Annotated in this window: 15 protein-coding genes and 1 pseudogene; 4 read left to right on the top strand and 12 right to left on the bottom strand. The window is 71.7% G+C overall.

Going from position 1 to position 17,735, the window contains the following annotated elements; genetic code table 11:
• Positions 1–75: 75 nt before the first annotated feature.
• The 3 genes from ACFY0X_RS22020 to ACFY0X_RS22010 form a co-directional block, all read right to left on the bottom strand.
• A complete protein-coding gene (locus ACFY0X_RS22020; RefSeq protein WP_387756863.1) occupies positions 76–894 on the bottom strand; it encodes a class I SAM-dependent methyltransferase in 819 nt (272 codons plus the stop codon).
• 191 nt (positions 895–1,085) lie between these two features.
• Complete coding sequence (locus tag ACFY0X_RS22015) at positions 1,086–1,637, bottom strand: hypothetical protein (protein ID WP_387756862.1); 552 nt, start codon at positions 1,635–1,637, stop codon at positions 1,086–1,088.
• Positions 1,638–1,651: 14 nt separating this feature from the next.
• Positions 1,652–2,074, bottom strand: a complete 423-nt coding sequence (locus tag ACFY0X_RS22010; protein ID WP_387756861.1) for an ATP-binding protein — start codon at positions 2,072–2,074, stop codon at positions 1,652–1,654.
• A gap of 202 nt (positions 2,075–2,276) precedes the next feature.
• On the opposite strand from ACFY0X_RS22010, the gene ACFY0X_RS22005 reads away from it, so the two are divergent.
• The 4 genes and pseudogenes from ACFY0X_RS22005 (at position 2,277) to ACFY0X_RS21990 (ending at position 4,771) form a co-directional block, all read left to right on the top strand.
• The gene (locus ACFY0X_RS22005; protein WP_387756860.1) at positions 2,277–3,032 is read left to right on the top strand and encodes a helix-turn-helix domain-containing protein; all 756 of its coding nucleotides are present in this window, start codon (positions 2,277–2,279) and stop codon (positions 3,030–3,032) included.
• Positions 3,033–3,059: 27 nt separating this feature from the next.
• Positions 3,060–3,161 (top strand): annotated as a pseudogene (locus ACFY0X_RS22000) (NUDIX hydrolase); the annotation flags it as partial.
• A gap of 16 nt (positions 3,162–3,177) precedes the next feature.
• A complete protein-coding gene (cyaB, locus tag ACFY0X_RS21995) occupies positions 3,178–3,741 on the top strand; it encodes a class IV adenylate cyclase (RefSeq protein ID WP_387756859.1) in 564 nt (187 codons plus the stop codon).
• A gap of 190 nt (positions 3,742–3,931) precedes the next feature.
• Positions 3,932–4,771 (top strand): hypothetical protein, encoded by an 840-nt coding sequence (locus ACFY0X_RS21990; protein ID WP_387756858.1) that lies wholly within the window; start codon positions 3,932–3,934, stop codon positions 4,769–4,771.
• On the opposite strand, the gene ACFY0X_RS21985 is transcribed toward ACFY0X_RS21990, so the two are convergent.
• The 9 genes from ACFY0X_RS21985 to ACFY0X_RS21945 form a co-directional block, all read right to left on the bottom strand.
• On the bottom strand, positions 4,758–5,606 hold the full coding sequence (locus tag ACFY0X_RS21985; protein WP_387756857.1) for a hypothetical protein: 849 nt from the start codon (positions 5,604–5,606) through the stop codon (positions 4,758–4,760). The two genes, ACFY0X_RS21990 and ACFY0X_RS21985, sit on opposite strands and share 14 nt — an antisense overlap.
• A gap of 117 nt (positions 5,607–5,723) precedes the next feature.
• Positions 5,724–6,626 carry an enoyl-CoA hydratase/isomerase family protein gene (locus tag ACFY0X_RS21980; protein WP_387756856.1) on the bottom strand — a complete coding sequence of 301 codons (903 nt, stop codon included), beginning with the start codon at positions 6,624–6,626 and terminating at the stop codon, positions 5,724–5,726.
• Positions 6,623–7,825: a cytochrome P450 gene (locus tag ACFY0X_RS21975; protein WP_387757051.1), complete on the bottom strand. Its 1,203-nt coding sequence runs from the start codon at positions 7,823–7,825 to the stop codon at positions 6,623–6,625. Before ACFY0X_RS21975 ends, ACFY0X_RS21980 begins: the two co-directional genes overlap by 4 nt.
• Before the next feature lie 345 nt (positions 7,826–8,170).
• Positions 8,171–9,559: a cytochrome P450 gene (locus ACFY0X_RS21970; RefSeq protein ID WP_387756855.1), complete on the bottom strand. Its 1,389-nt coding sequence runs from the start codon at positions 9,557–9,559 to the stop codon at positions 8,171–8,173.
• Positions 9,560–9,632: 73 nt separating this feature from the next.
• Complete coding sequence (locus tag ACFY0X_RS21965) at positions 9,633–10,223, bottom strand: ATP/GTP-binding protein (protein ID WP_387756854.1); 591 nt, start codon at positions 10,221–10,223, stop codon at positions 9,633–9,635.
• Positions 10,198–10,572, bottom strand: a complete 375-nt coding sequence (locus tag ACFY0X_RS21960) for a DUF742 domain-containing protein (RefSeq protein ID WP_387756853.1) — start codon at positions 10,570–10,572, stop codon at positions 10,198–10,200. Before ACFY0X_RS21960 ends, ACFY0X_RS21965 begins: the two co-directional genes overlap by 26 nt.
• A complete protein-coding gene (locus tag ACFY0X_RS21955; RefSeq protein ID WP_387756852.1) occupies positions 10,569–10,970 on the bottom strand; it encodes a roadblock/LC7 domain-containing protein in 402 nt (133 codons plus the stop codon). Before ACFY0X_RS21955 ends, ACFY0X_RS21960 begins: the two co-directional genes overlap by 4 nt.
• The gene (locus ACFY0X_RS21950) at positions 10,967–12,253 is read right to left on the bottom strand and encodes an ATP-binding protein (protein ID WP_387756851.1); all 1,287 of its coding nucleotides are present in this window, start codon (positions 12,251–12,253) and stop codon (positions 10,967–10,969) included. The genes ACFY0X_RS21955 and ACFY0X_RS21950 overlap by 4 nt, the downstream gene beginning before the upstream one ends.
• 409 nt (positions 12,254–12,662) lie before the next feature.
• The gene (locus ACFY0X_RS21945) at positions 12,663–17,609 is read right to left on the bottom strand and encodes an NAD-glutamate dehydrogenase (protein ID WP_387756850.1); all 4,947 of its coding nucleotides are present in this window, start codon (positions 17,607–17,609) and stop codon (positions 12,663–12,665) included.
• Between the last annotated feature and the right edge of the window lie 126 nt (positions 17,610–17,735).

The raw sequence follows: 17,735 nt of genomic DNA, 5'->3' as shown, positions 1-17,735 counted from the left end.
GCCCCGCCCCGAAGAGAGTCACGGCGGCCCCGGCCATGAGTGGCCGGGGCCGCCGAACGCAGAACCGACCTCCCCTCAGCGGCGGCAGATCAGGATGCCGCCGAGGCCGTTGATCTCGAAGACCCCCTCGGTGGCGATCACCGCGGCGACGATCTCCGCTGCCCGGCCGACCGTCTCGTGGAACGGGACGCCGCTCCGGTCGGCCCAGGCCTCGTAGGAGGCCAGGTGGGCGACGACCGGCGCGGGGTCGGTGACCTCGATGACGCCGGGCAGTTCCCGCACCCTGATGTCCTCGAACACCGCACCGAGGTAGCCGGAGGCCTTCTCCAACGAGAACCGGGAGCTCAGGGTGACCCTCCCCGGGCCCTCGGGAACCCCGAGGACGTCCCCTGCGGCCCTGGCCCAGAGCCGGTCGAGTTCCTGCTTGTCGGTGTCGCTGTTGGTCGAGGCGATGAGCACACCGCCAGGCCGGAGGACCCGGGCCAGTTCCTTGATCGTGGCCTCGATGTCGCCCACGTGGTACAGCATGTGCAGGGCCAGCACCGCGTCGGCGCTGCCGTCGCCGAACGGCAGGGCTTGGGCGTCGGCCACCAGGACCGGCTTCGGGACGTCGGCGAGGATGCCCGCCGAGATGTCCACTCCCACGACCTGGAGGTCCGGTCGGTCCCGGTGCAGGCGGTTGACGTACGTGCCGTTGCCGCAGCCGATGTCGATCACGGTGCCGCTGGTGCCGGCCAGCTCTTCGACGACGATCCCCGGCAGGTCGTACCGCGGCCGCTGCCACTGGTAGAGGGACTGCCGGGCGGCCAGGTGGCGGCCGTCGGCGTAGGCGCTGTTCGCGAGGATCGCCTTGTCGGCGACGGCGGCGTCCTGCTGTGCGATGTTGCTCGTCACTGTGGCAGCTCCGGAGGATTCGTGAGTGCGGGGCGAGAGCAGGCTTCTCCGCCATTCTCACGACGCCTCGGGACGATTGGGAAGCCCGCCCCGCGTCTCCTTCTCCCCGTCGCCGCTTCGGTGAGCCGAAGCGGCGAGACTGCGTTGTCCGGTCTTCTGCGCAGGAAGTCGGCCTGGCCGACTTCCTGCGCTCACAGGCAGGTCGCACGGGTGCGGCAGTGAGTGAGGGCGTACCTGATGCGGCGGTCGGAGGGGAGGGTGGTGGCGAGGAGTTCGCCGGCGGTGACGAGGCTGGCCCAGTAGCGGGTGGGGTCGCCGGTGCGGGGCAGGGGGCGGGCAGCGGCGAGGGAGAGGTAGGCGGCTGTGAGGTTGCCGGTGGTGAACCAGCGCTGGAGGCCGTGCTGGTGGCCGGGCCGGATGCCGCCCATGGCCTCGATGGCGACCAGGAAGTGGTCGACGACGGCGAGTTCGGTGTCGGTGAGGGACTTGGGGACGTCGAAGACGCCGAGGGCTTCGAGGAGTTCGCCGGTGTCGTGTTCCGAGTCGGGGCGGGGGTCGGCGAGCAGGGCGTCATGGCAGTCGGCGAGGCGGCGGACGGTCTCGGCGAGGGGGATGCCGAGGGCGAGGCAGACGGCGCGGGCGGTGGGCAGGGGCTGGTGGCCGAGGCGGGCGATCAGGGCGTAGGTCGCGGCCGGAGTGGCGCCACGGGAGAGGGTGTGCCGGGCGAGGGTGGCGAGGTGCATGGGGAATCGGGCTTTCAGGGGGTGGTGGCGGGGGCGATGAGGGCCCAGACGTACTTGCCGATGCCGCACGGGCGGGACGCGCAGCCCCAGCGTTCGGCCAGTTCGCCGACAAGGAGCAGGCCGCGTCCGTGCTCGTCGTCGGGAGTGGCGGCACGGAGGAGGGGGCGGGTGGTGTCGGCGTCGTGCACTTCGAGGCGCAGGAGGTCGTCGGGGGTGAGAGTGAAGCGGACCTCGATGTGCCGGTCGTCGGGCGCGTCGGAGTGCTGGACGGCGTTGGCGAAGAGCTCGCCGAGGAGCAGCTCGGCAGTGTCGCGGTAGCGGTCACCGGTGGGGAGGCCGGAGAGGTAGGCCCGGAGCAAGTAGCGTGCCAGGGGCGTGGATTCGACACGGGAGTCGAGGCGCGCGACGAACATGCGGGGGCGACGGAACGTGAGCATGGGGGAGCACCTCGAAGGGGAGGAAAGAGGAGCCGGTTGCACCACCGTTGGTGATCCTCCGATAGCGAGCAGTCATCACCGGAGTGCTTGATGGTGCCCTGCGAGGTCAGTCCATTGCGACGCCGCTCGGACGTCTTTCCGGTGTCCGACAAGGCGTCATTTCGGCGTCTTTCAGCGGCGGCTGACCTCTATCGTTGGGGTCATGACGACGCCGAACGAAACTCTGAGGGCCGTGCGCCTTGGACTTCGCCTCAGCCAGGACGAGTTCGCGAAGCGCCTGAGGGCAGTCGGGGTGACCCAGGGAGAACCCAATGACGCGAGCAAGCGTCTCGTACAGCGCTGGGAGTCAGGGGAGGTCAGGTTTCCCCGCCCGGTGTACGTTCGAGCCCTTGAGGCTGTCACCAAACTCTCCGTGGACCGCCTCGGCTTCGAATCACCACAGCTACCGCCGAGGGTCAGCGTGGACGGTACGGGAGGCCATGACATGACCAGCGATGAACCGGGCGTGCCCGTGCAGGCCGCATCCACCTCCCCGGGTGAGGATTACTCGGGGGTCTGGATCAGCCACTACGAGTTCTTCAGCAGCAGCCGGGAGAACTCGTTCACAGGCCTGCACCACGTCGTGCTGTCCCAGAGCGGAAACCGGATCACCGGCCGCTCCCTCCCCGGCGCGTCGTCCAACCCGGACTCACCGCTGTCGTTCGACCTCACCGTCGACCGGAACGTCGTGACGGGCTCATGGGTGGAGCAGACCGCGCAGGACGGCTACTACCAGGGAGCCAGGTACCACGGCGCCCTTCAGCTGCTGGTCGATCCGACCGGGCGCCGGATGGCCGGCAAGTGGGTCGGCTTCGGCAAGGAGTTCGACGTCAACACCGGGCCCTGGGAGCTGCGCCTGCTGGACAGGGCCACCACCGACGACGTCTTGAGCCGCTACAGCGTGCCGCCCGAGGCGTAGCGCCGTGTTCGATCGAGGTGGTGGATCATGTCCAGGCGTGACTACAAGGACGACCCGAACGCCCCCGAGGCAAACTCGCTGGTCCCGGCCGCGTCGGTGGTCGTAGTCGACGGCGCTCGACGTGTGGTCTGAAGGAGGAACCGGCATGGCGATCGAGGCGGAGCTCAAGGCCGTCGTACGCGACCCCGAACTCGTCCTGGCACGATTGGAGAAGTCGTACGGCGCCGGGCGCGCCGAGGTGTACCGCGACACGTACTACGAGGCCCCGGATGGCAGCCTGATGGGAGCCGACCGTGAGCTGCGGATCCGCACCGTTCACGGGCCCGACGACACCCGCACCGTGCTCACGTACAAAGGCGCCCCGGTGGACGAGGCGTCCGGGTCGAAGTGGGAGGCCGAGACCCGGGTGGAGGACGCCGAGGCGGCCGACGAGATCATCCAGGGCCTCGGCTTCACCCCACGTATCCGGTTCGAGAAGCGGTGCCGCAACTACGATTTCGAACTCGGCGGTCGGCGCTTCCTCGCCACGCTCGTCCGCGTGCCGGAGCTCGACGCGACATTCATCGAGGTCGAGACCGCTGCGACCACCCAGGGCGACCTTGGGGCGGCACTCGACGCCGTACGGGCCGTACTGGCCGACCTCGGGGTCAACGAGGACGACCTGACGACGGAGCTCTACACGGACGCGGTGGCAGCAGCTCGCACTTGATCCCGGGCGGGCGGGCCGTATGTGCCACGCCTGCGGGCTGTCACGCGCCATCCCGCTGGCGGGGCCGATATGCCCAACCGTTCGCACTCTGCGTAGCGGGTGTGCTACTTTCCGCATCATCAACAGAACATAGGAGACCCCGGCGGTGGTGAGACACCCCGGGGTCGGGCACCAGGAGCAGCAACTCCAGATGCAGATTCATCGTAGCGTTCACACGCGCGCGTTCACCGTGCTTCCCAACGGCCTGTTGCAGGACCGTCGGCTTTCCTACACCGCTCGCGGCCTGCTCGCCGATCTCCTCTCCCGCCCGGACGGCTGGCGGGAGGACGGGCGGCAGATGGCGGACACCAGTCCGCAGGGGCGGGGCGCCGTACGGCGGGCGCTCAAGGAGCTGAGGGACGCCGGGTACTACCGGGTCGACACCGTCCGGATGGCCGACGGGACGGTCCGCTCCGAGGCCCACGTCTTCGACACCCCGCACCGCGCACCGGCTGTCCCCCGTCCGGCTCCCGGTGGAGGAGGGACCGGCGGCGCTGTCACCCCTCCCGTAAAGAACCCGGAGCAAGAATCCACCCTCCCGGATGAACGGACACGGGCGGCCGTGGCCACCCTGTTCCGGGTGATCCGGCCCGAGCCGCGTCTGCGCATCGGCGAGGCCGAGGCGCGGACGCTGGCGCCGCTCGTCGCGCAGTGGCTGGAACGGGGATGCGACGAGGCCGGGTTGGCCCACGCCCTGCTCCCCGGGCTGCCGCAGCCGATGCACTGCCCGGCGGCGGTCCTCCGGGACCGGCTGCGGCGCAAGCTCCCCCCGGAACGCCCCGAAGCCCCACCACCCACGCCCCGAGCCGAGTGCGGCCGCTGCCACGATCCGGTGCCCCGCCCCGGCATCTGCCGCGCCTGCGCGGGCCTCGGCACGAGAACCGTCGCCGTCGGCACCGGGGCCGGGGCCACCCCCGGCGGCGCGGCCCGCGCCCGCGCGGCGCTGCGCGGGCTGCCCCTGCCGAACCGTCAGGCCGTCAGCTGCACTTGATGTCGCGGTTCACCGCGGCCATCCCGGTGACCTTGCCGCCGTCCACGGTGAACTCGTACTGCCAGCCCTGCTGTCCCTCGGCCGGCATCACGTACCTGCCCCTCTTGTCGAGCTGGAGGCCCTTGGCCCCGTACGCCTGCTGGAGCGCCTCCACGGTGGAGCCGGCGCCGATGCCCTCGGCCGTCCGCGCGTCCGCCGGGGCGGCCAGCTCGCGCAGGCCCGTCGCGGCGAAGGAGACCCGGCCGGTGGCCAGGTACGCCTGGTCCTTGGCCTCCTGGGCGAACCTCATGGCGACCAGGGCCTGCGTGGCGTCCGCGATCAGCTTCGCGGAGGCCGCCGAGTCCGCGGCCGCGGCGGCCGACCCCGCGGCGGCGGCCGCCGCGTCCTTGGCGGAGGCGTTCGGCGGCAGGGTGCCGCCCGGGGCGGGCGCCTTCCCCGAGGCCGCGTCGGCCTGGGCGTTCAGGTCCTTGTAGCGGGCCTCGGTGGCCGCCTCTGCGGCCATCCGGGCCTGGTCCGGCGCCGGGCCGCCCTTGTAGACGAAGTCCGTGCAGCCGTCGAGCAGCGAGACCGGCGAGCTCTCCAGGGCGCCGGTGGCCAGCCCCGCGTCCTTGGCCATCCCGGGCTTCAGCCCCCGGTACCCGGCTGCCGCGAAGGCCTCCGGGCCCTTCGTGGCGGTCGCGGTCGCGGAAGCGCCCGCGGCCGCGCCGGTGGCGGCCGGGGCCGCCTTCGCCGTGTCCTTCTTGTCGTCGGACGAGCAGGCCGCCGCTCCGACGACCAGCAGTACCACCGAGATGCCCACGCCCACCGCGCGGACCGAGGCCCGGTTCTCCCCCATGTCACAACCCCCACTTGATCGTTCGAGGGCTACCGTACCGAGGGCGCGGGCACGGCCCATAACCGGTTTCCGCGCGCGTGCGGAGGAGGGACCCGGGCCCCTCCTCCGCACCGCCGGTCAGTCGGCCGGGTGCTGGGCGGCGAGGCCGCGGGAGTAGTGGGCGGCGGCGAGGACGGAGGCCATCAGCTCGGAGTCCAGCACCGAGGCGTCGGCCAGCCGGGTGGCCGACGCGTGGGAGGCGAGCAGGGTCTTGGTGACCCGCAGGGCGGCCTCGGGGCGGCGGGTGACGGGCCGGGCCCACTCGGCCACCGCCCCGTCCAGGTCCTCCTCGGCGACGACGCGCTGCAGGATGGCCAGCTCCCGCGCCTCCACCGCGCCGACCGGACGGCCGGTGAGGATGATCTCGCGGACCCGGGCCGCGCCGACCTCGTGGAGCAGCCGGGGCAGCAGCCCGCCCCAGGCGACCGGCAGGCCCAGGGCCAGCTCGGGCAGCCGGAAGACGGCGTTGTCGGCGCCGACCCGCAGGTCGCAGGCGAGCGCCAGGGCGAAGCCGGCGCCGGTCGCCCGGCCCTGGACCCGGGCGACGGTGACGGCGGGGCTGTTGGTGAGGGCGTCGCAGACCCGGCGCGCCCTGTCCCCGTAGGCCCGGATCCGGCCGCCGGTCGGGTCCTCGTCCAGGCCCGCGAGGAGTTCGTCGCGGTCGCCGCCGAGGCAGAAGTCCCGGCCGGCCGCGGACAGCACGATCACGCGCACGGCCGGGTCGGGTACGGCGAGGACGGCGAGGAGTTCGTCCAGCATCGCCATGGTGACGGCGTTCCCGGTCTCCGGGCTGTCCAGCTCGACGTGGAGCACCGCGCCCCGGAGCTCGGAGCGGACGGTACGGGCCGGCGCGGGCACGGGGACCGCCACGGGTTCGGGAGCGGGCCGCGGGTACCAGTCGGCGGGCGTCGAGGGGTGCGCGATGTACGGGGGTTGCATCGCGTACGGGGGGTACTGGGGAGCCCGCGGGGTGACGCTCATGCGGCGACTCTCAGGGACGTCACCCGGTGGAAGACCATCCGGGGCGCGTGCTCCGGCGGGCTCACCGCCCGCAACGTCGGGAAGCGCTCCAGCAGTTGGCCGAGCAGGGCGCGCGCCTCCAGCCGCGCCAGGCCCGCGCCGAGGCAGTAGTGGGCGCCGCCGCCGAAGGTGAGGTGGGCGCCCCGGCGGAGCGGGTCGAAGGTGTGCGGGTCGGGGTTGCGGCGCGGATCGCGGTTGGCGGCGCCGTACATCACGTGGACCATGGTGTCCTTGGGCAGGAACACCCCGGACAGCTCGGTGTCCTCGCCCGCGATGCGGCTGTTGACGCGGATCGGCGGGTCGTAGCGCAGTGCCTCGTCGATCACCCCGTCGACGTGCTCGGGCCGCTCCCGCAGCCACTGCCACCGGCCGGGCGACCGCAGCAGCTGCCACACCATCGAGGAGAGCATCGTCGCCGTGGTCTCCAGCGAGGCGATGGTGACGAACATGGTGAGCTGGTAGACCATCCGGTCGGTGGTCTCGCGGTCGGACTCCAGCGCGTCCCAGGTGCGGATCCAGCCGGCGATCACGTCGTCGCCGTCCCCGTCGCGGCGCTCCTGGACGAGGCGGGTGAAGTACCGGCGCAGCTCCATGGTGGCCTGCTCGGAGACCGCCAGCTGGCTCTTGGTGGGCAGCAGCTCCTGGGCGTGCACCTGGTCGTGGGTCATCGCCAGGATGTGCGGGTAGTCCGCGGGCCGGATGCCCAGCCAGCGCCCGACGGTGCCGATCGGCAGCTGCTCGCTGACCACGGCCGCGAAGTCCGCCTCGCCGTCCGCCCGTATTCGCTCGGCGAGGTGGTCCAGCAGCCCGGCGGCGTCGGCCTCGACGGCCGGCACCATGTCCCGGAGGGTGTTGCGGTCGAAGAGGCTCCCGAGGCTGCGCCGTTGCCGGGTGTGCTCGGGGGCGTTGAGCCGGGAGAGCGTCCGGCTCATCTCCTGGGTGGCGACGGCCTCCCAGCGCTCCGTGCCGGTCTGCCGCTCCTGCCAGGCGAAGTCGGGGACGAGCCAGTTCCTGCCGCGCAGGACCTGGTCGCACGCCTCGTAGCCGGTGACCAGGTAGCCGCCCCAGGGCGCCGGGACGAGGTCGCCAAGCGCCCGCAGCTCGTCGTAGACCGGGCTCGGGTCGGCGAGCCCCTCGGGCGAGCGAAGCCTCCGCAGCAGCGGCACGGCGGCGCGGCGGTCGGCCCTCCCGTCTGGTCGCTCCGGCGCGGGGCGGGCTTCCAACACAGCGGTCACACGGGGCTCCTTAACGCGCGGGCGGGCAGTACGGCGGCGTACTACCCAGCAACAGCGCGCTCAAGCGTCGATCAGTGTTGCCCCCGTCACGTACCGCACCGGCGTCGCACGCCGTTCACCTCGCGGTGACCGAAGGGCCCTTGACGGCCCCTCCGTCGACGCCCCCGACCGGAGGCCGGGCCCCAGGACACCCCAGGGCCCGGGCCAGCCCGGGACACCTCGGGCCCCCGAACACCCGGGCCCCGGGCCACCCCGGGGCCCGAGGACGCCTCAGAGCCGGAAGACGTCCAGGAAGGAGCTCCACCACCCCTTCTTCTGCGGAGCCCGGCCCGCCGCCGGGGCGGTGGCCTGCGGGTACGCCTGCGCCGGCTCGGAGCCGGCCGGCGCCGCCGACGGGGCCGGTGCGGCGTCCGCCCCAGCGGCCGGCCCGGTGGTCCGGGCGGGCGCCGGGCTGAACCGCACCGGCAGCGAGACCAGGCCGCGCTGGAACGGACCCGGCCGCCACTCCACGCTCTCCGCGGGCACCGCGAGCGTGACGTCCGGCAGCGCGTTGAGCAGGCACTCGATCGCGCTCAGGGCGATCAGCTGGGCCGGGGACTTGGCCGGGCAGGCGTGCGGGCCGGCGCCCCAGGCCAGGTGCGCCCCCTTGCTGAGGGTCAGCCGGGCGTCGGTCAGCGCGGGGTCGCTGTTGGCGGCGGCGAAGCTGATCACCACGGGGCTGCCGGCGTCCATCGGGACGCCGCCCAGGTTGAGGTCCTGCATCGGGTAGTGCGTCGCGTAGTTGGCGATCGGCGGGTTGTTCCACAGCACGTCGTCGAGGGCGTCCTCGATGCGCAGCCCGGAGCCGCCCTCGCCGGAGAGCAGCAGGAGCAGCGCGTTGCCGATCAAGTTGCGCTCGGGCTCGACGCCGGCGCCCATCAGCATGACCAGCTGGTCCTTGAGCTCCTCGTCGCGCAGGCCGGCCGGGTGCTGGATGAGCCAGGAGGTGATGTCGTCGCCGGGCTGGCGGCGCTTCAGCGCGACCAGGTCCATCAGGCAGGAGGTCAGCTCCTCGTTGGCCTGGATGACGTCGATGCCGTCGAAGAGCGCGGACATGCTGCGGGTCAGCCGGTCGCCGATGTCGGCCGGGCAGCCGAACAGCTGGTTGAACAGCAGCAGCGGCAGCAGCCTGGCGTAGTCGTTGAGCAGGTCGGCCCGGCCCAGCGGGCTGAACTGGTCGATCAGGTAGCCGGCTATCCGCTCGACGTGCCGGTTGAGCCGGCTGTCGTTGAGCCGCTCCAGGCTCTCGGTGACCGCCTTGCGCAGCCGCAGGTGCTCGGCGCCGTCCGTGAAGAGGCAGTTGGGCCGGTAGAACATCATCGGCAGGACGGGGCTGTCCATCGGCACCCGGCCCTCGTTCAGCGCCGCCCAGCGCCGCGAGTCCCGGGCGAACATCCCCGGGTTCTGCAGCACCCGCAGCGCGGCCTCGTGCGAGGTGACCAGGGTGGCGTCCACCCCGGGGGCCAACTCCACCGGCGCGGCGGGGCCGTGGACGCGCAGCTTGTCGTAGACCGCGCCGGGGTCGGCCGAGAACATCTCCCCGTAGAGCGGGGTGCTCACGCCGGCGTGCATCGGGCAGCCCGGCGGAGGCGACGGGACGGGTCGCGGCAGAGATTCCATGGGTCGTTCCTTGGAGGTGGCCCCGGGCGGATGCGGACCCGGGAGGTGTGAGGGGAGGAAGGCGTGGGGGAGGTCAGGAGGCGCGGTCGAGCAGGTGCCGGACGAGCGTCAGCAGGGCGTTGGCCGAGGAGCGCTGGTCCCGCGCGTCGCAGAACACCACCGGGGTGTGCGGCAGCAGGTCGAGCGCCTCGCGCAGCTGGTCCTCGGTGTAGTCGCTCTGCCGGTCGAAGCTGTTGACCGCCACCGCGTACTCCAGGCCGTACTGCTCGATCAGGTCGATGACGGGGAAGGTGTCCGCCAGGCGGGTGGGGTCGGCCAGCAGCAGCGCTCCCAGCGCGCCCCTCGCCATGTCCTCCCAGAGCTGCATGAACCGCTGCTGCCCCGGGGTGCCGAACAGGTACAGCACCAGGTCGTCGCCGAGCGTCAGCCGGCCGAAGTCCAGGGCGACGGTCGTGGTCTTCTTGTCCGGTACGCCGCGGAGGTCGTCGACGCGGACGGACGCCTGCGTCATGCTCTCCTCGGTGCTCAGCGGGGCGATCTCCGACAGGGCCCCGATGAGCGTCGTCTTGCCGACCGCGAAGTGCCCCACGACCAGGATCTTGACGGCGGTCGTCACCGCGCCCGGGACGTAGATGTCCTCAGGCGAACCGGCGTTGAAGTCCATGCAGTACCTTCTCTAGAAGTCTCGGGTCCGGAGCCTGGGCCGGAGGCGGGGCCGACCGGCGCAGCAGCCGTCCCTCCCGGATCAGGTCCGTCAGCAGCAGCCTGACGACCCCCACCGGAAGCTCCAGCCGTGCCGCGACCTCGGCCACCGAGAGGTAGCCGCCGGAGCACAGCTCCCAGATCGCCCGGGTCTCCGGGCTCGGCAGGACGGGCATGCCCTGCTCGGGCGCGACGGTGACCAGGGTGATCAGAGACAGGTCGTCCGCGTTCGGTAACTCGCGTCCACCGGTGATGACGTAGGAGCGGATGAAGCCACCGGTGACCCGCTGTTCCTCGCCGCCGGCCGTCATGAGCCGCTGAGCGTGCTCTGGCGCGGCGCCGCCGACATCGCCCGGCCGAGTGCGCCCACCTGCTGCTGCATCCGGAAGGACATCGCCTCCATGTCGACGTCGGGGGCGGTGGAGGCGGCCAGGTACGCGCCGCTGCCGGCCGCGATCAGGAAGATCCAGCCGTGGTCGTACTCCAGGAGGGTCTGGCGCCAGGCCCCGCCGCCTCCGCCGACGAACGGGGCGACCGCGCGGCTCAGCGACTGCATGGAGCTCATCGCGGCGGCGTTGGTCTCCGCCTCGTCGCGGCCGATCTCGCTGGACCGTTCGAGCAGGAGGCCGTCGGCGGAGACGAGGATAGCGTGCCGGGCGCCCGGTACCTGGAGTACGTCGTTGAGCACCCAGGAAAGATCGCGGCTCACTGGATCTCGGTTCCTTCCGTGGTCATGGTGTTGCGCCCGGACAGCGTGCCGCGCTGGAACGCGCCGAGGCGGGACGGCGTGTGCTGGCCGGTGCTCCGCACCGGTTCCTCGGCCCGGACGGGGTCCTGCGGGGCGGGGACGACGGACACGGGGCGCTGGCGGCGCCGCCGGGGCAGCAGTCCGTCCGCGGTCGTCTCCGCTGCCGCCGTCGGCGCCGGCTGCGGCGCCGGCTGCGGCGCCGGCACCGGGGCCAGCGGCGCGGCCGGCTCGGACAGCGACACCAGCCGCTGGCCGGCGGCGGGCGCCCAGGCCTGGGCGGGCTGCTCCACCGGCACGGGCTGGTAGTCTGCGCGCTCGGCGACGGGCGGGGCCGCGACCTCGCTGCTGAGCAGCTCGGCCGGCAGCAGCACCACGGCCCGCACGCCGCCGTACGGGGAGACCGAGTCGACGGAGACCCGGAAGCCGTAGCGGGCGGCCAGCATGCCGGAGACGGCGAAGCCGAACTTCGGGGGGTTGCCCAGGCTGGCGAGGCTGATCGGCGCGCCCGGGTTGAGGAGCTGCGCCGCGCGGTCCTTCTCCTCCTGGCCCATGCCGAGGCCGGCGTCGTCGATGATCAGGCAGACGCCGGTCGGGACGGCCTGGACGCTGACCTCCACCGGGGTGTCCGGGGCGGAGTAGTTGGTCGCGTTGGCGAGCAGCTCGGACAGCACGACGGCGACCGGCTCGACGACCTTGCTGGCGAGCGAGACGCTGACCCGGGAGTGGATCCGCACCCGGTCGAAGTGCCGGATCCGGCCCTGGGCGCTGCGGGCCACGTCGTAGACCGAGGCGACGCTCTCGCGGCGGCCCAGCCAGCCGCCGCAGAGCACCGCGATGCCCTGGGCGCGCCGGCCGAACTGGCTGTTGGTGTGGTCGATCGTCATCAGGTCGGCGAGGATCTGCGGGCTGTCGCCGTACTTCCGCTGCACCTTGTCGATGACGACCTGCTGCTCGTCGGCCAGGCCCTGCAGCGTCCGCATCGCCGCCTTGAGGACGGCCTTGGTGTCCTCCTCGGCGTCCCGGCGGACGGCGGTCAGTTCGGACGCGTGCTGCCCCCGCAGGTGGTCGTGCAGCGCGGCGGCCTCGTCGCGCTGCCGCTGTGCCAGGGCGCTCTCCTCCTCCAGCGCGGCGTTGCGCCGCCGCAGGGCGAGGTTCGTTCTGCGTGCTTGGAGGGCCGCTCCGACGGCCACGAGCATCACCACGATGAAGACCCAGAAAAAGGGTTCCTGCACAAATGACGTCATGAAACTCTCTTCAGGTGGCATCGCGTGGAGCCGGTCCGGGCCCCGAAGCGCGAATGGGACTGGCGGCCCGAGCCTCTCCGAAAGGCACCTGATGTCACATCACATCGAAGTGCTTTGCGGCACGAGACCTGCGGCGACGCCTATCGCGGAGTCAGCCTACTGCAACTCATGCCTTGTCAGAACAGCTGTCAAAAAGGGCAGTTGGGGCGAAATTCCGCGACCCGCCGGGAACTCTGACGGCAATTGGCGGAGTTTGTGATGCCGCGTTAACCGCAGGGACACATCCGGAGCCCGTCCCGGTTCACGCACAGCGTGATCCGGCCGTCACGCTCCGGAATCCGGGCGGCGTCCGGGAACGCGGAAGGGGCCCGCGTCCGAAGACGCGGGCCCCTTCCGGTGCGGCCGTCCGTCAGCGCATCGAACCGGTGCGCAGCAGGGTGCGGATGACGCGCATCGCGACCGAGAGGCTGGACAGCTCGTAGTTGTCCGAACCCCTTATGTCGTCGAGGGTGCTCTTGGCGCGGTTCAGCAGGGTCGAGTTGAGCTCGGCCCAGGCGGTGTACCGCTCCTCCGGGGTGGCCGCCTCGGGCCCGCAGGCCAGGATGTCGGCGGTCAGCGCCGCGTGCGCCGCGAAGAGGTCCTCGCGGATCGCGGCCCGGGCCATCGACGACCAGCGGTCGGTGCGGGGCAGCTCGATGATGCGGTCGAGCAGGTGCGAGATCTGGAGCCGGTCGCCCAGGTCGTAGTAGAGGTCGGCGACCTCGGCGACGTCCTTCCCGGAGCGGTCGGCGACCTCGACGATGTCCAGGGTCGGGAAGACCGAGGAGAGGCCGGCGATCCGGGTGGCCAGCTCCTCCGGCACCCCGGCCGCGGCGAGCTCGCCGTACACCGACTCGAACCAGGTGAGGTCCTCGCCGCGCAGCGGCTTGGGCAGCGAGGCCCAGACCTGGTTGACGCGGTCGTGGAAGAACTCGATGGTGCCGGCGATGTCGAGCGGCTGGCGGCGGTTGTTGAGCATCCACCGGGTGGCGCGCTCGACCAGGCGCCGCGAGTGCAGCCGCATCTTGGTCTGCACCCGGGCCGGGACCTTGTTGTCCAGGTCCTCGATCTCGGCCCAGATCGGCTCCAGGTCGAAGACGGCCCGCGCGGCGGTGTGCGTCCGGGCGATCTCCTCGTAGGTCGCGCCGGTCTCCTCCTTCAGGCGGAAGGCGAAGGTGCAGCCACCGCGGTTGATCGTGTCGTTGACGATCAGCGTGGTGATGATCTCGCGGCGCAGCGCGTGGTTGTCGATGGCGTCGGCGAACCCCGCCCGCAGCGCGCTCGGGAAGTACTCGTGCAGCGCGGTGCGGAAGAACGGGTCGTCCGGCAGGTCGGTGGCCAGCAGCTCCTCGGCGAGGATGATCTTGGTGTACGCGAGCAGGACGGACATCTCGGGCTGCGAGAGTCCGCGGCCGCCCTGCTGGCGCTCACGGATCTGGCGCTCGGTGGGCAGGAACTCCAGCCCCCGGTCCAGTCGGCCGGCCGACTCGAAGCGGCTGATCATCCGGGCGTGCACGTTGACCATGCTGTGCGCCTGGGCGACGGCGTTGGCCAGCACCACGTTCTGCGCGTAGTTGTTGCGCAGCACCAGGTGGCCGACCTCGTCGGTCATCTCGGCCAGCAGGGCGTTGCGCTGCTTGACCGTCATGTCGCCCTCGGCGACGACCTGGTTGAGCAGGATCTTGATGTTGACCTCGTGGTCCGAGGTGTCCACACCGGCCGAGTTGTCGATCGCGTCGGTGTCGATCCAGCCGCCGGAGCCCTCCGGGCCGCCGGTGGCCGCGTACTCGATGCGGCCGAGCTGGGTGCAGCCGAGGTTGCCGCCCTCGCCGATGACCCGGGCCCGGACCTGCTCGCCGTTGACCCGGATGGCGTCGTTGGACTTGTCGCCGACCTCGGCGTTGGTCTCGGTGGAGGCCTTGACGTAGGTGCCGATGCCGCCGTTCCAGAACAGGTCGACGGGCGCCTGCAGGATCGCCTTCATCAGCTCGGCCGGGGTCAGGCGGGTCTCCTCGACGCCGAGGGCGGCCCGGACCTGCGGGGTCAGCTGGATCGACTTCGCCGAGCGGGGGTGCACCCCGCCGCCGGCCGAGATCAGCGACTTGTCGTAGTCGTCCCAGGAGCTGCGCGGCAGCTCGAACAGACGGCGGCGCTCGGCGTACGAGGTGGCCGCGTCCGGGTTCGGGTCGAGGAAGATGTGGCGGTGGTCGAAGGCGGCGACCAGGCGGATGTGCTCGCTGAGCAGCATGCCGTTGCCGAAGACGTCGCCCGACATGTCGCCGATGCCGATGACGGTGAAGTCCTCGGTCTGGGTGTCGACGCCGAGTTCGCGGAAGTTGCGCTTGACCGACTCCCAGGCGCCGCGGGCGGTGATGCCCATGCCCTTGTGGTCGTAGCCGGCCGAGCCGCCGGAGGCGAACGCGTCGCCCAGCCAGAAGCCGTAGGACTCGGCGACGCCGTTGGCGATGTCCGAGAAGGTCGCGGTGCCCTTGTCGGCGGCGACGACCAGGTAGGTGTCGTCCTCGTCGTGGCGGACCACGTCGGCCGGGTGCACGACCTCGCCGCCGACCAGGTTGTCGGTGATGTCGAGCAGCGCCGAGATGAAGGTCTTGTACGAGGAGACGCCCTCGGCCAGCCAGGCGTCGCGGTCGACCGCCGGGTCCGGCAGCTGCTTGGCGACGAAGCCGCCCTTGGCGCCGACCGGGACGATGACGGTGTTCTTGACCATCTGCGCCTTGACCAGGCCCAGGATCTCGGTGCGGAAGTCCTCGCGCCGGTCGGACCAGCGCAGACCGCCGCGGGCGACCTTGCCGAAGCGCAGGTGGACGCCCTCGACCTGCGGCGAGTAGACCCAGATCTCGAACGCCGGGCGCGGGGCCGGCAGGTCCGGGATGGCCTTCGGGTCGAACTTCATCGACACGTAGGAGTGCCACTCGCCGGAGCCGGAGCGCTGGAAGAAGTTGGTCCGCAGGGTGGCCCTGATGAGGTTCAGGAAGGAGCGCAGGATGCGGTCCTCGTCCAGCGAGACGACCTCGTCGAGGGCGCCGGCCAGCTCCTCCAGGATGCCCTCGGTCAGCTCCAGGGCGCCCGAACGGTGGCTCGGGCTCAGCCGGGCCTCGAACAGGTTGACCAGCAGCCGGGTGGTGTGGGTGTTGTTGCGGAGCGCGTCCTCCATGTAGTCCTGGGAGAACGTGGAGCCCGCCTGGCGCAGGTACTTGGCGTACGCGCGCAGCATCATCGCCTGGCGCCAGGTCAGCCCGGCGGTGAGGACCAGCTCGTTGAAGCCGTCGTTCTCGGCCCGGCCGGTCCAGGTGGCGGCGAAGGTCTCCTGGAACCTCTCGCGGGCCTCGTCGGTGAGCTCGGTGGCCTCGCGCAGCTTCAGGCCGAAGTCGTAGACCCACGCGGTGGTGCCGTCGGAGCGGCGCAGCGCGTACGGGTGCTCGTCCAGCACCTCGACGCCCAGGCGCTGGAGCACCGGCAGGACCTCGGTGAGCGAGATCGGGCCGCCGACCCGGTAGATCTTGAAGCGGCGCTCGTCGTCGCCGGCGCCGACCGGCTGGTACAGGTTCAGGCGGAAGTCGCCCTCGCCGTGCAGCGACTCGATCTGCTTGATGTCGGCGACGGCGGTGCGCGGCGGGAAGTCGGCGCGGTAGCCGTCGGGGAAGGCGTTGGCGTACTTGTGGCCGAGCTCGGCGGCCTTCTCCTCGCCCAGCTCGGTGTGCAGCTGGTCGTGGAAGCCGTCCATCCAGAACCGGGCGGCCTCGGCCAGGCGGTTCTCGATCCGCTCGATGTCCGTCTCGGAGAGCTGCGGCAGCTCGGTGCCCGGGGCGACCCGGACCACGAAGTGCAGACGGGTCAGCACCGACTCGGTGGCGTACACCGTGTAGTCGATGGTGGCGCCGTTCAGCTCCTCCTTGAGGATGTCGGTGATCAGCAGCCTGATGCGCGTGGTGTAGCGGTCGCGCGGCAGGTAGATGAACGCCGAGAAGTAGCGCCCGTACTCGTCCTGGCGCAGGAACAGCCGCAGCTTGCGGCGCTCCTGGAGGTAGAGCACGCTCGTCGCGATGGAGAGCAGCTCGGAGGCCGGGGTCTGGAAGATCTCGTCCCGCGGGAAGGTCTCCATGATCTGGAGCAGGTCGCGGCCGTCGTGGCTCTCGCTGGAGAAGCCGGACTCCTCCAGGACCTCCTGGACCTTGCGGCGCACGACCGGGATGCGGGTGACCGACTCGGTGTAGGCGGCGGAGGAGAACAGGCCGAGGAAGCGGCGCTCGCCGACCGGCTCGCCGGCGGCGTCGAACTTCTTCACGCCGACGTAGTCCAGGTAGGCCGGGCGGTGCACGGTGGCACGGCTGTTGGCCTTGGTGAGGACGAGCAGCTTCTTCTCGTGGGCCTTGGCGCGCACCGGCGCGGAGAGCCGGCCGAAGGCCTCGCTGACCGCGTGGTGGTGGTCGTCGTGGCTGTGCGGGTCGGAGCGCAGGATGCCGAGGCCGGTCCCGGCGACGGCCTTGAGGACCTCCTCGCCCTCGTGCTCGACCAGGTCGTACTCGCGGTAGCCGAGGAAGGTGAAGTGGTCGTCGGCGAGCCAGCGCATCAGCTCCCAGGCCTCGCCGACCTCCTGCTCGGGCAGGCCGGTCGGGGGCTCCTCGGCCAGCTCGTCGGCCAGGCGCAGGGCGCTCTCGCGCATCTTGCCCCAGTCCTCGACGACCTCGCGGACGTCGCCGAGCACCCGGCGCAGGTCGGCCTCGATGGAGCGCAGGTCCTCGCGGTCGGTCTCGCGGTCGATCTCGATGTGCATCCACGACTCGACGGTCGCGTCGGCGGGCCACTCGGTGCCGGCGGCCTGGCTGCGGGAGCAGGCGTCGACGTCCAGGATCTCCAGCAGCTTGCCGGTGATGTCACGGCGGACGACCAGCTGGGGGTGGATCACGATGTGGATCGCGCGGTCCTGGCGGGACAGCTCGTTGGTGACGGAGTCGACCAGGAAGGGCATGTCGTCGGTGACGACCTCGACCACGGTGTGGCCGCAGGACCAGCCGTTCTCCTCGACCGAGGGGGTGTGGACCCGCACCTCGGCGGTGCCCTGCGGGCGCTTGAGCCCCAGGCGGTAGTGGGAGGCGGCCGCGCCGTAGACGTCGACCGGGTCGAGGTCGACCAGGTCCTCGGGCGCGGTGTGGAGGTAGTAGTGGTGCAGGTACGCGGTCAGAGCGCCGTTGCTCAGACCCTCCCCCGGCGCCGCTCCCCCCACCTGGCTGTTCTCAGCGGCTGCGGCTGCCTTCTTGAGCAGTTCGGCCTTGGCTGCGTCCAGCTTGGTCTGCATGACTTCTTGGCTCCTGTCGCGCGCCGTTGCGTGACTCGGTGGTGTGTGGATGTACACCGACGGGTCACCGCAATCCTGCCGCACCATCCGACTGAAAGGGGCTCATGGCACGCATGAAACGTCCTC

Origin of the sequence: Kitasatospora sp. NPDC001547, from assembly GCF_042894165.1 — a bacterium.
GTDB lineage: Bacteria > Actinomycetota > Actinomycetes > Streptomycetales > Streptomycetaceae > Kitasatospora.
Note: the sequence above shows the minus strand (reverse complement) of the source record. Positions and strands in the feature narration are given on the sequence as shown.

What these genes read in the sequence shown, in the direction of transcription:
- ACFY0X_RS21990 (WP_387756858.1), top strand. Translation starts at nt 3,932, where the DNA reads ATGCAGATTCATCGTAGCGTTCACACGCGCGCGTTCACCGTGCTTCCC.
- ACFY0X_RS21985 (WP_387756857.1), bottom strand. Translation starts at nt 5,606, where the DNA reads ATGGGGGAGAACCGGGCCTCGGTCCGCGCGGTGGGCGTGGGCATCTCG.
- ACFY0X_RS21970 (WP_387756855.1), bottom strand. Translation starts at nt 9,559, where the DNA reads ATGGAATCTCTGCCGCGACCCGTCCCGTCGCCTCCGCCGGGCTGCCCG.
- ACFY0X_RS22005 (WP_387756860.1), top strand. Translation starts at nt 2,277, where the DNA reads ATGACGACGCCGAACGAAACTCTGAGGGCCGTGCGCCTTGGACTTCGC.
- ACFY0X_RS22010 (WP_387756861.1), bottom strand. Translation starts at nt 2,074, where the DNA reads ATGCTCACGTTCCGTCGCCCCCGCATGTTCGTCGCGCGCCTCGACTCC.
- cyaB (WP_387756859.1), top strand. Translation starts at nt 3,178, where the DNA reads ATGGCGATCGAGGCGGAGCTCAAGGCCGTCGTACGCGACCCCGAACTC.
- ACFY0X_RS21980 (WP_387756856.1), bottom strand. Translation starts at nt 6,626, where the DNA reads ATGAGCGTCACCCCGCGGGCTCCCCAGTACCCCCCGTACGCGATGCAA.
- ACFY0X_RS21960 (WP_387756853.1), bottom strand. Translation starts at nt 10,572, where the DNA reads ATGACGGCCGGCGGCGAGGAACAGCGGGTCACCGGTGGCTTCATCCGC.
- ACFY0X_RS22015 (WP_387756862.1), bottom strand. Translation starts at nt 1,637, where the DNA reads ATGCACCTCGCCACCCTCGCCCGGCACACCCTCTCCCGTGGCGCCACT.
- ACFY0X_RS21950 (WP_387756851.1), bottom strand. Translation starts at nt 12,253, where the DNA reads ATGACGTCATTTGTGCAGGAACCCTTTTTCTGGGTCTTCATCGTGGTG.
- ACFY0X_RS21965 (WP_387756854.1), bottom strand. Translation starts at nt 10,223, where the DNA reads ATGGACTTCAACGCCGGTTCGCCTGAGGACATCTACGTCCCGGGCGCG.
- ACFY0X_RS21945 (WP_387756850.1), bottom strand. Translation starts at nt 17,609, where the DNA reads ATGCAGACCAAGCTGGACGCAGCCAAGGCCGAACTGCTCAAGAAGGCA.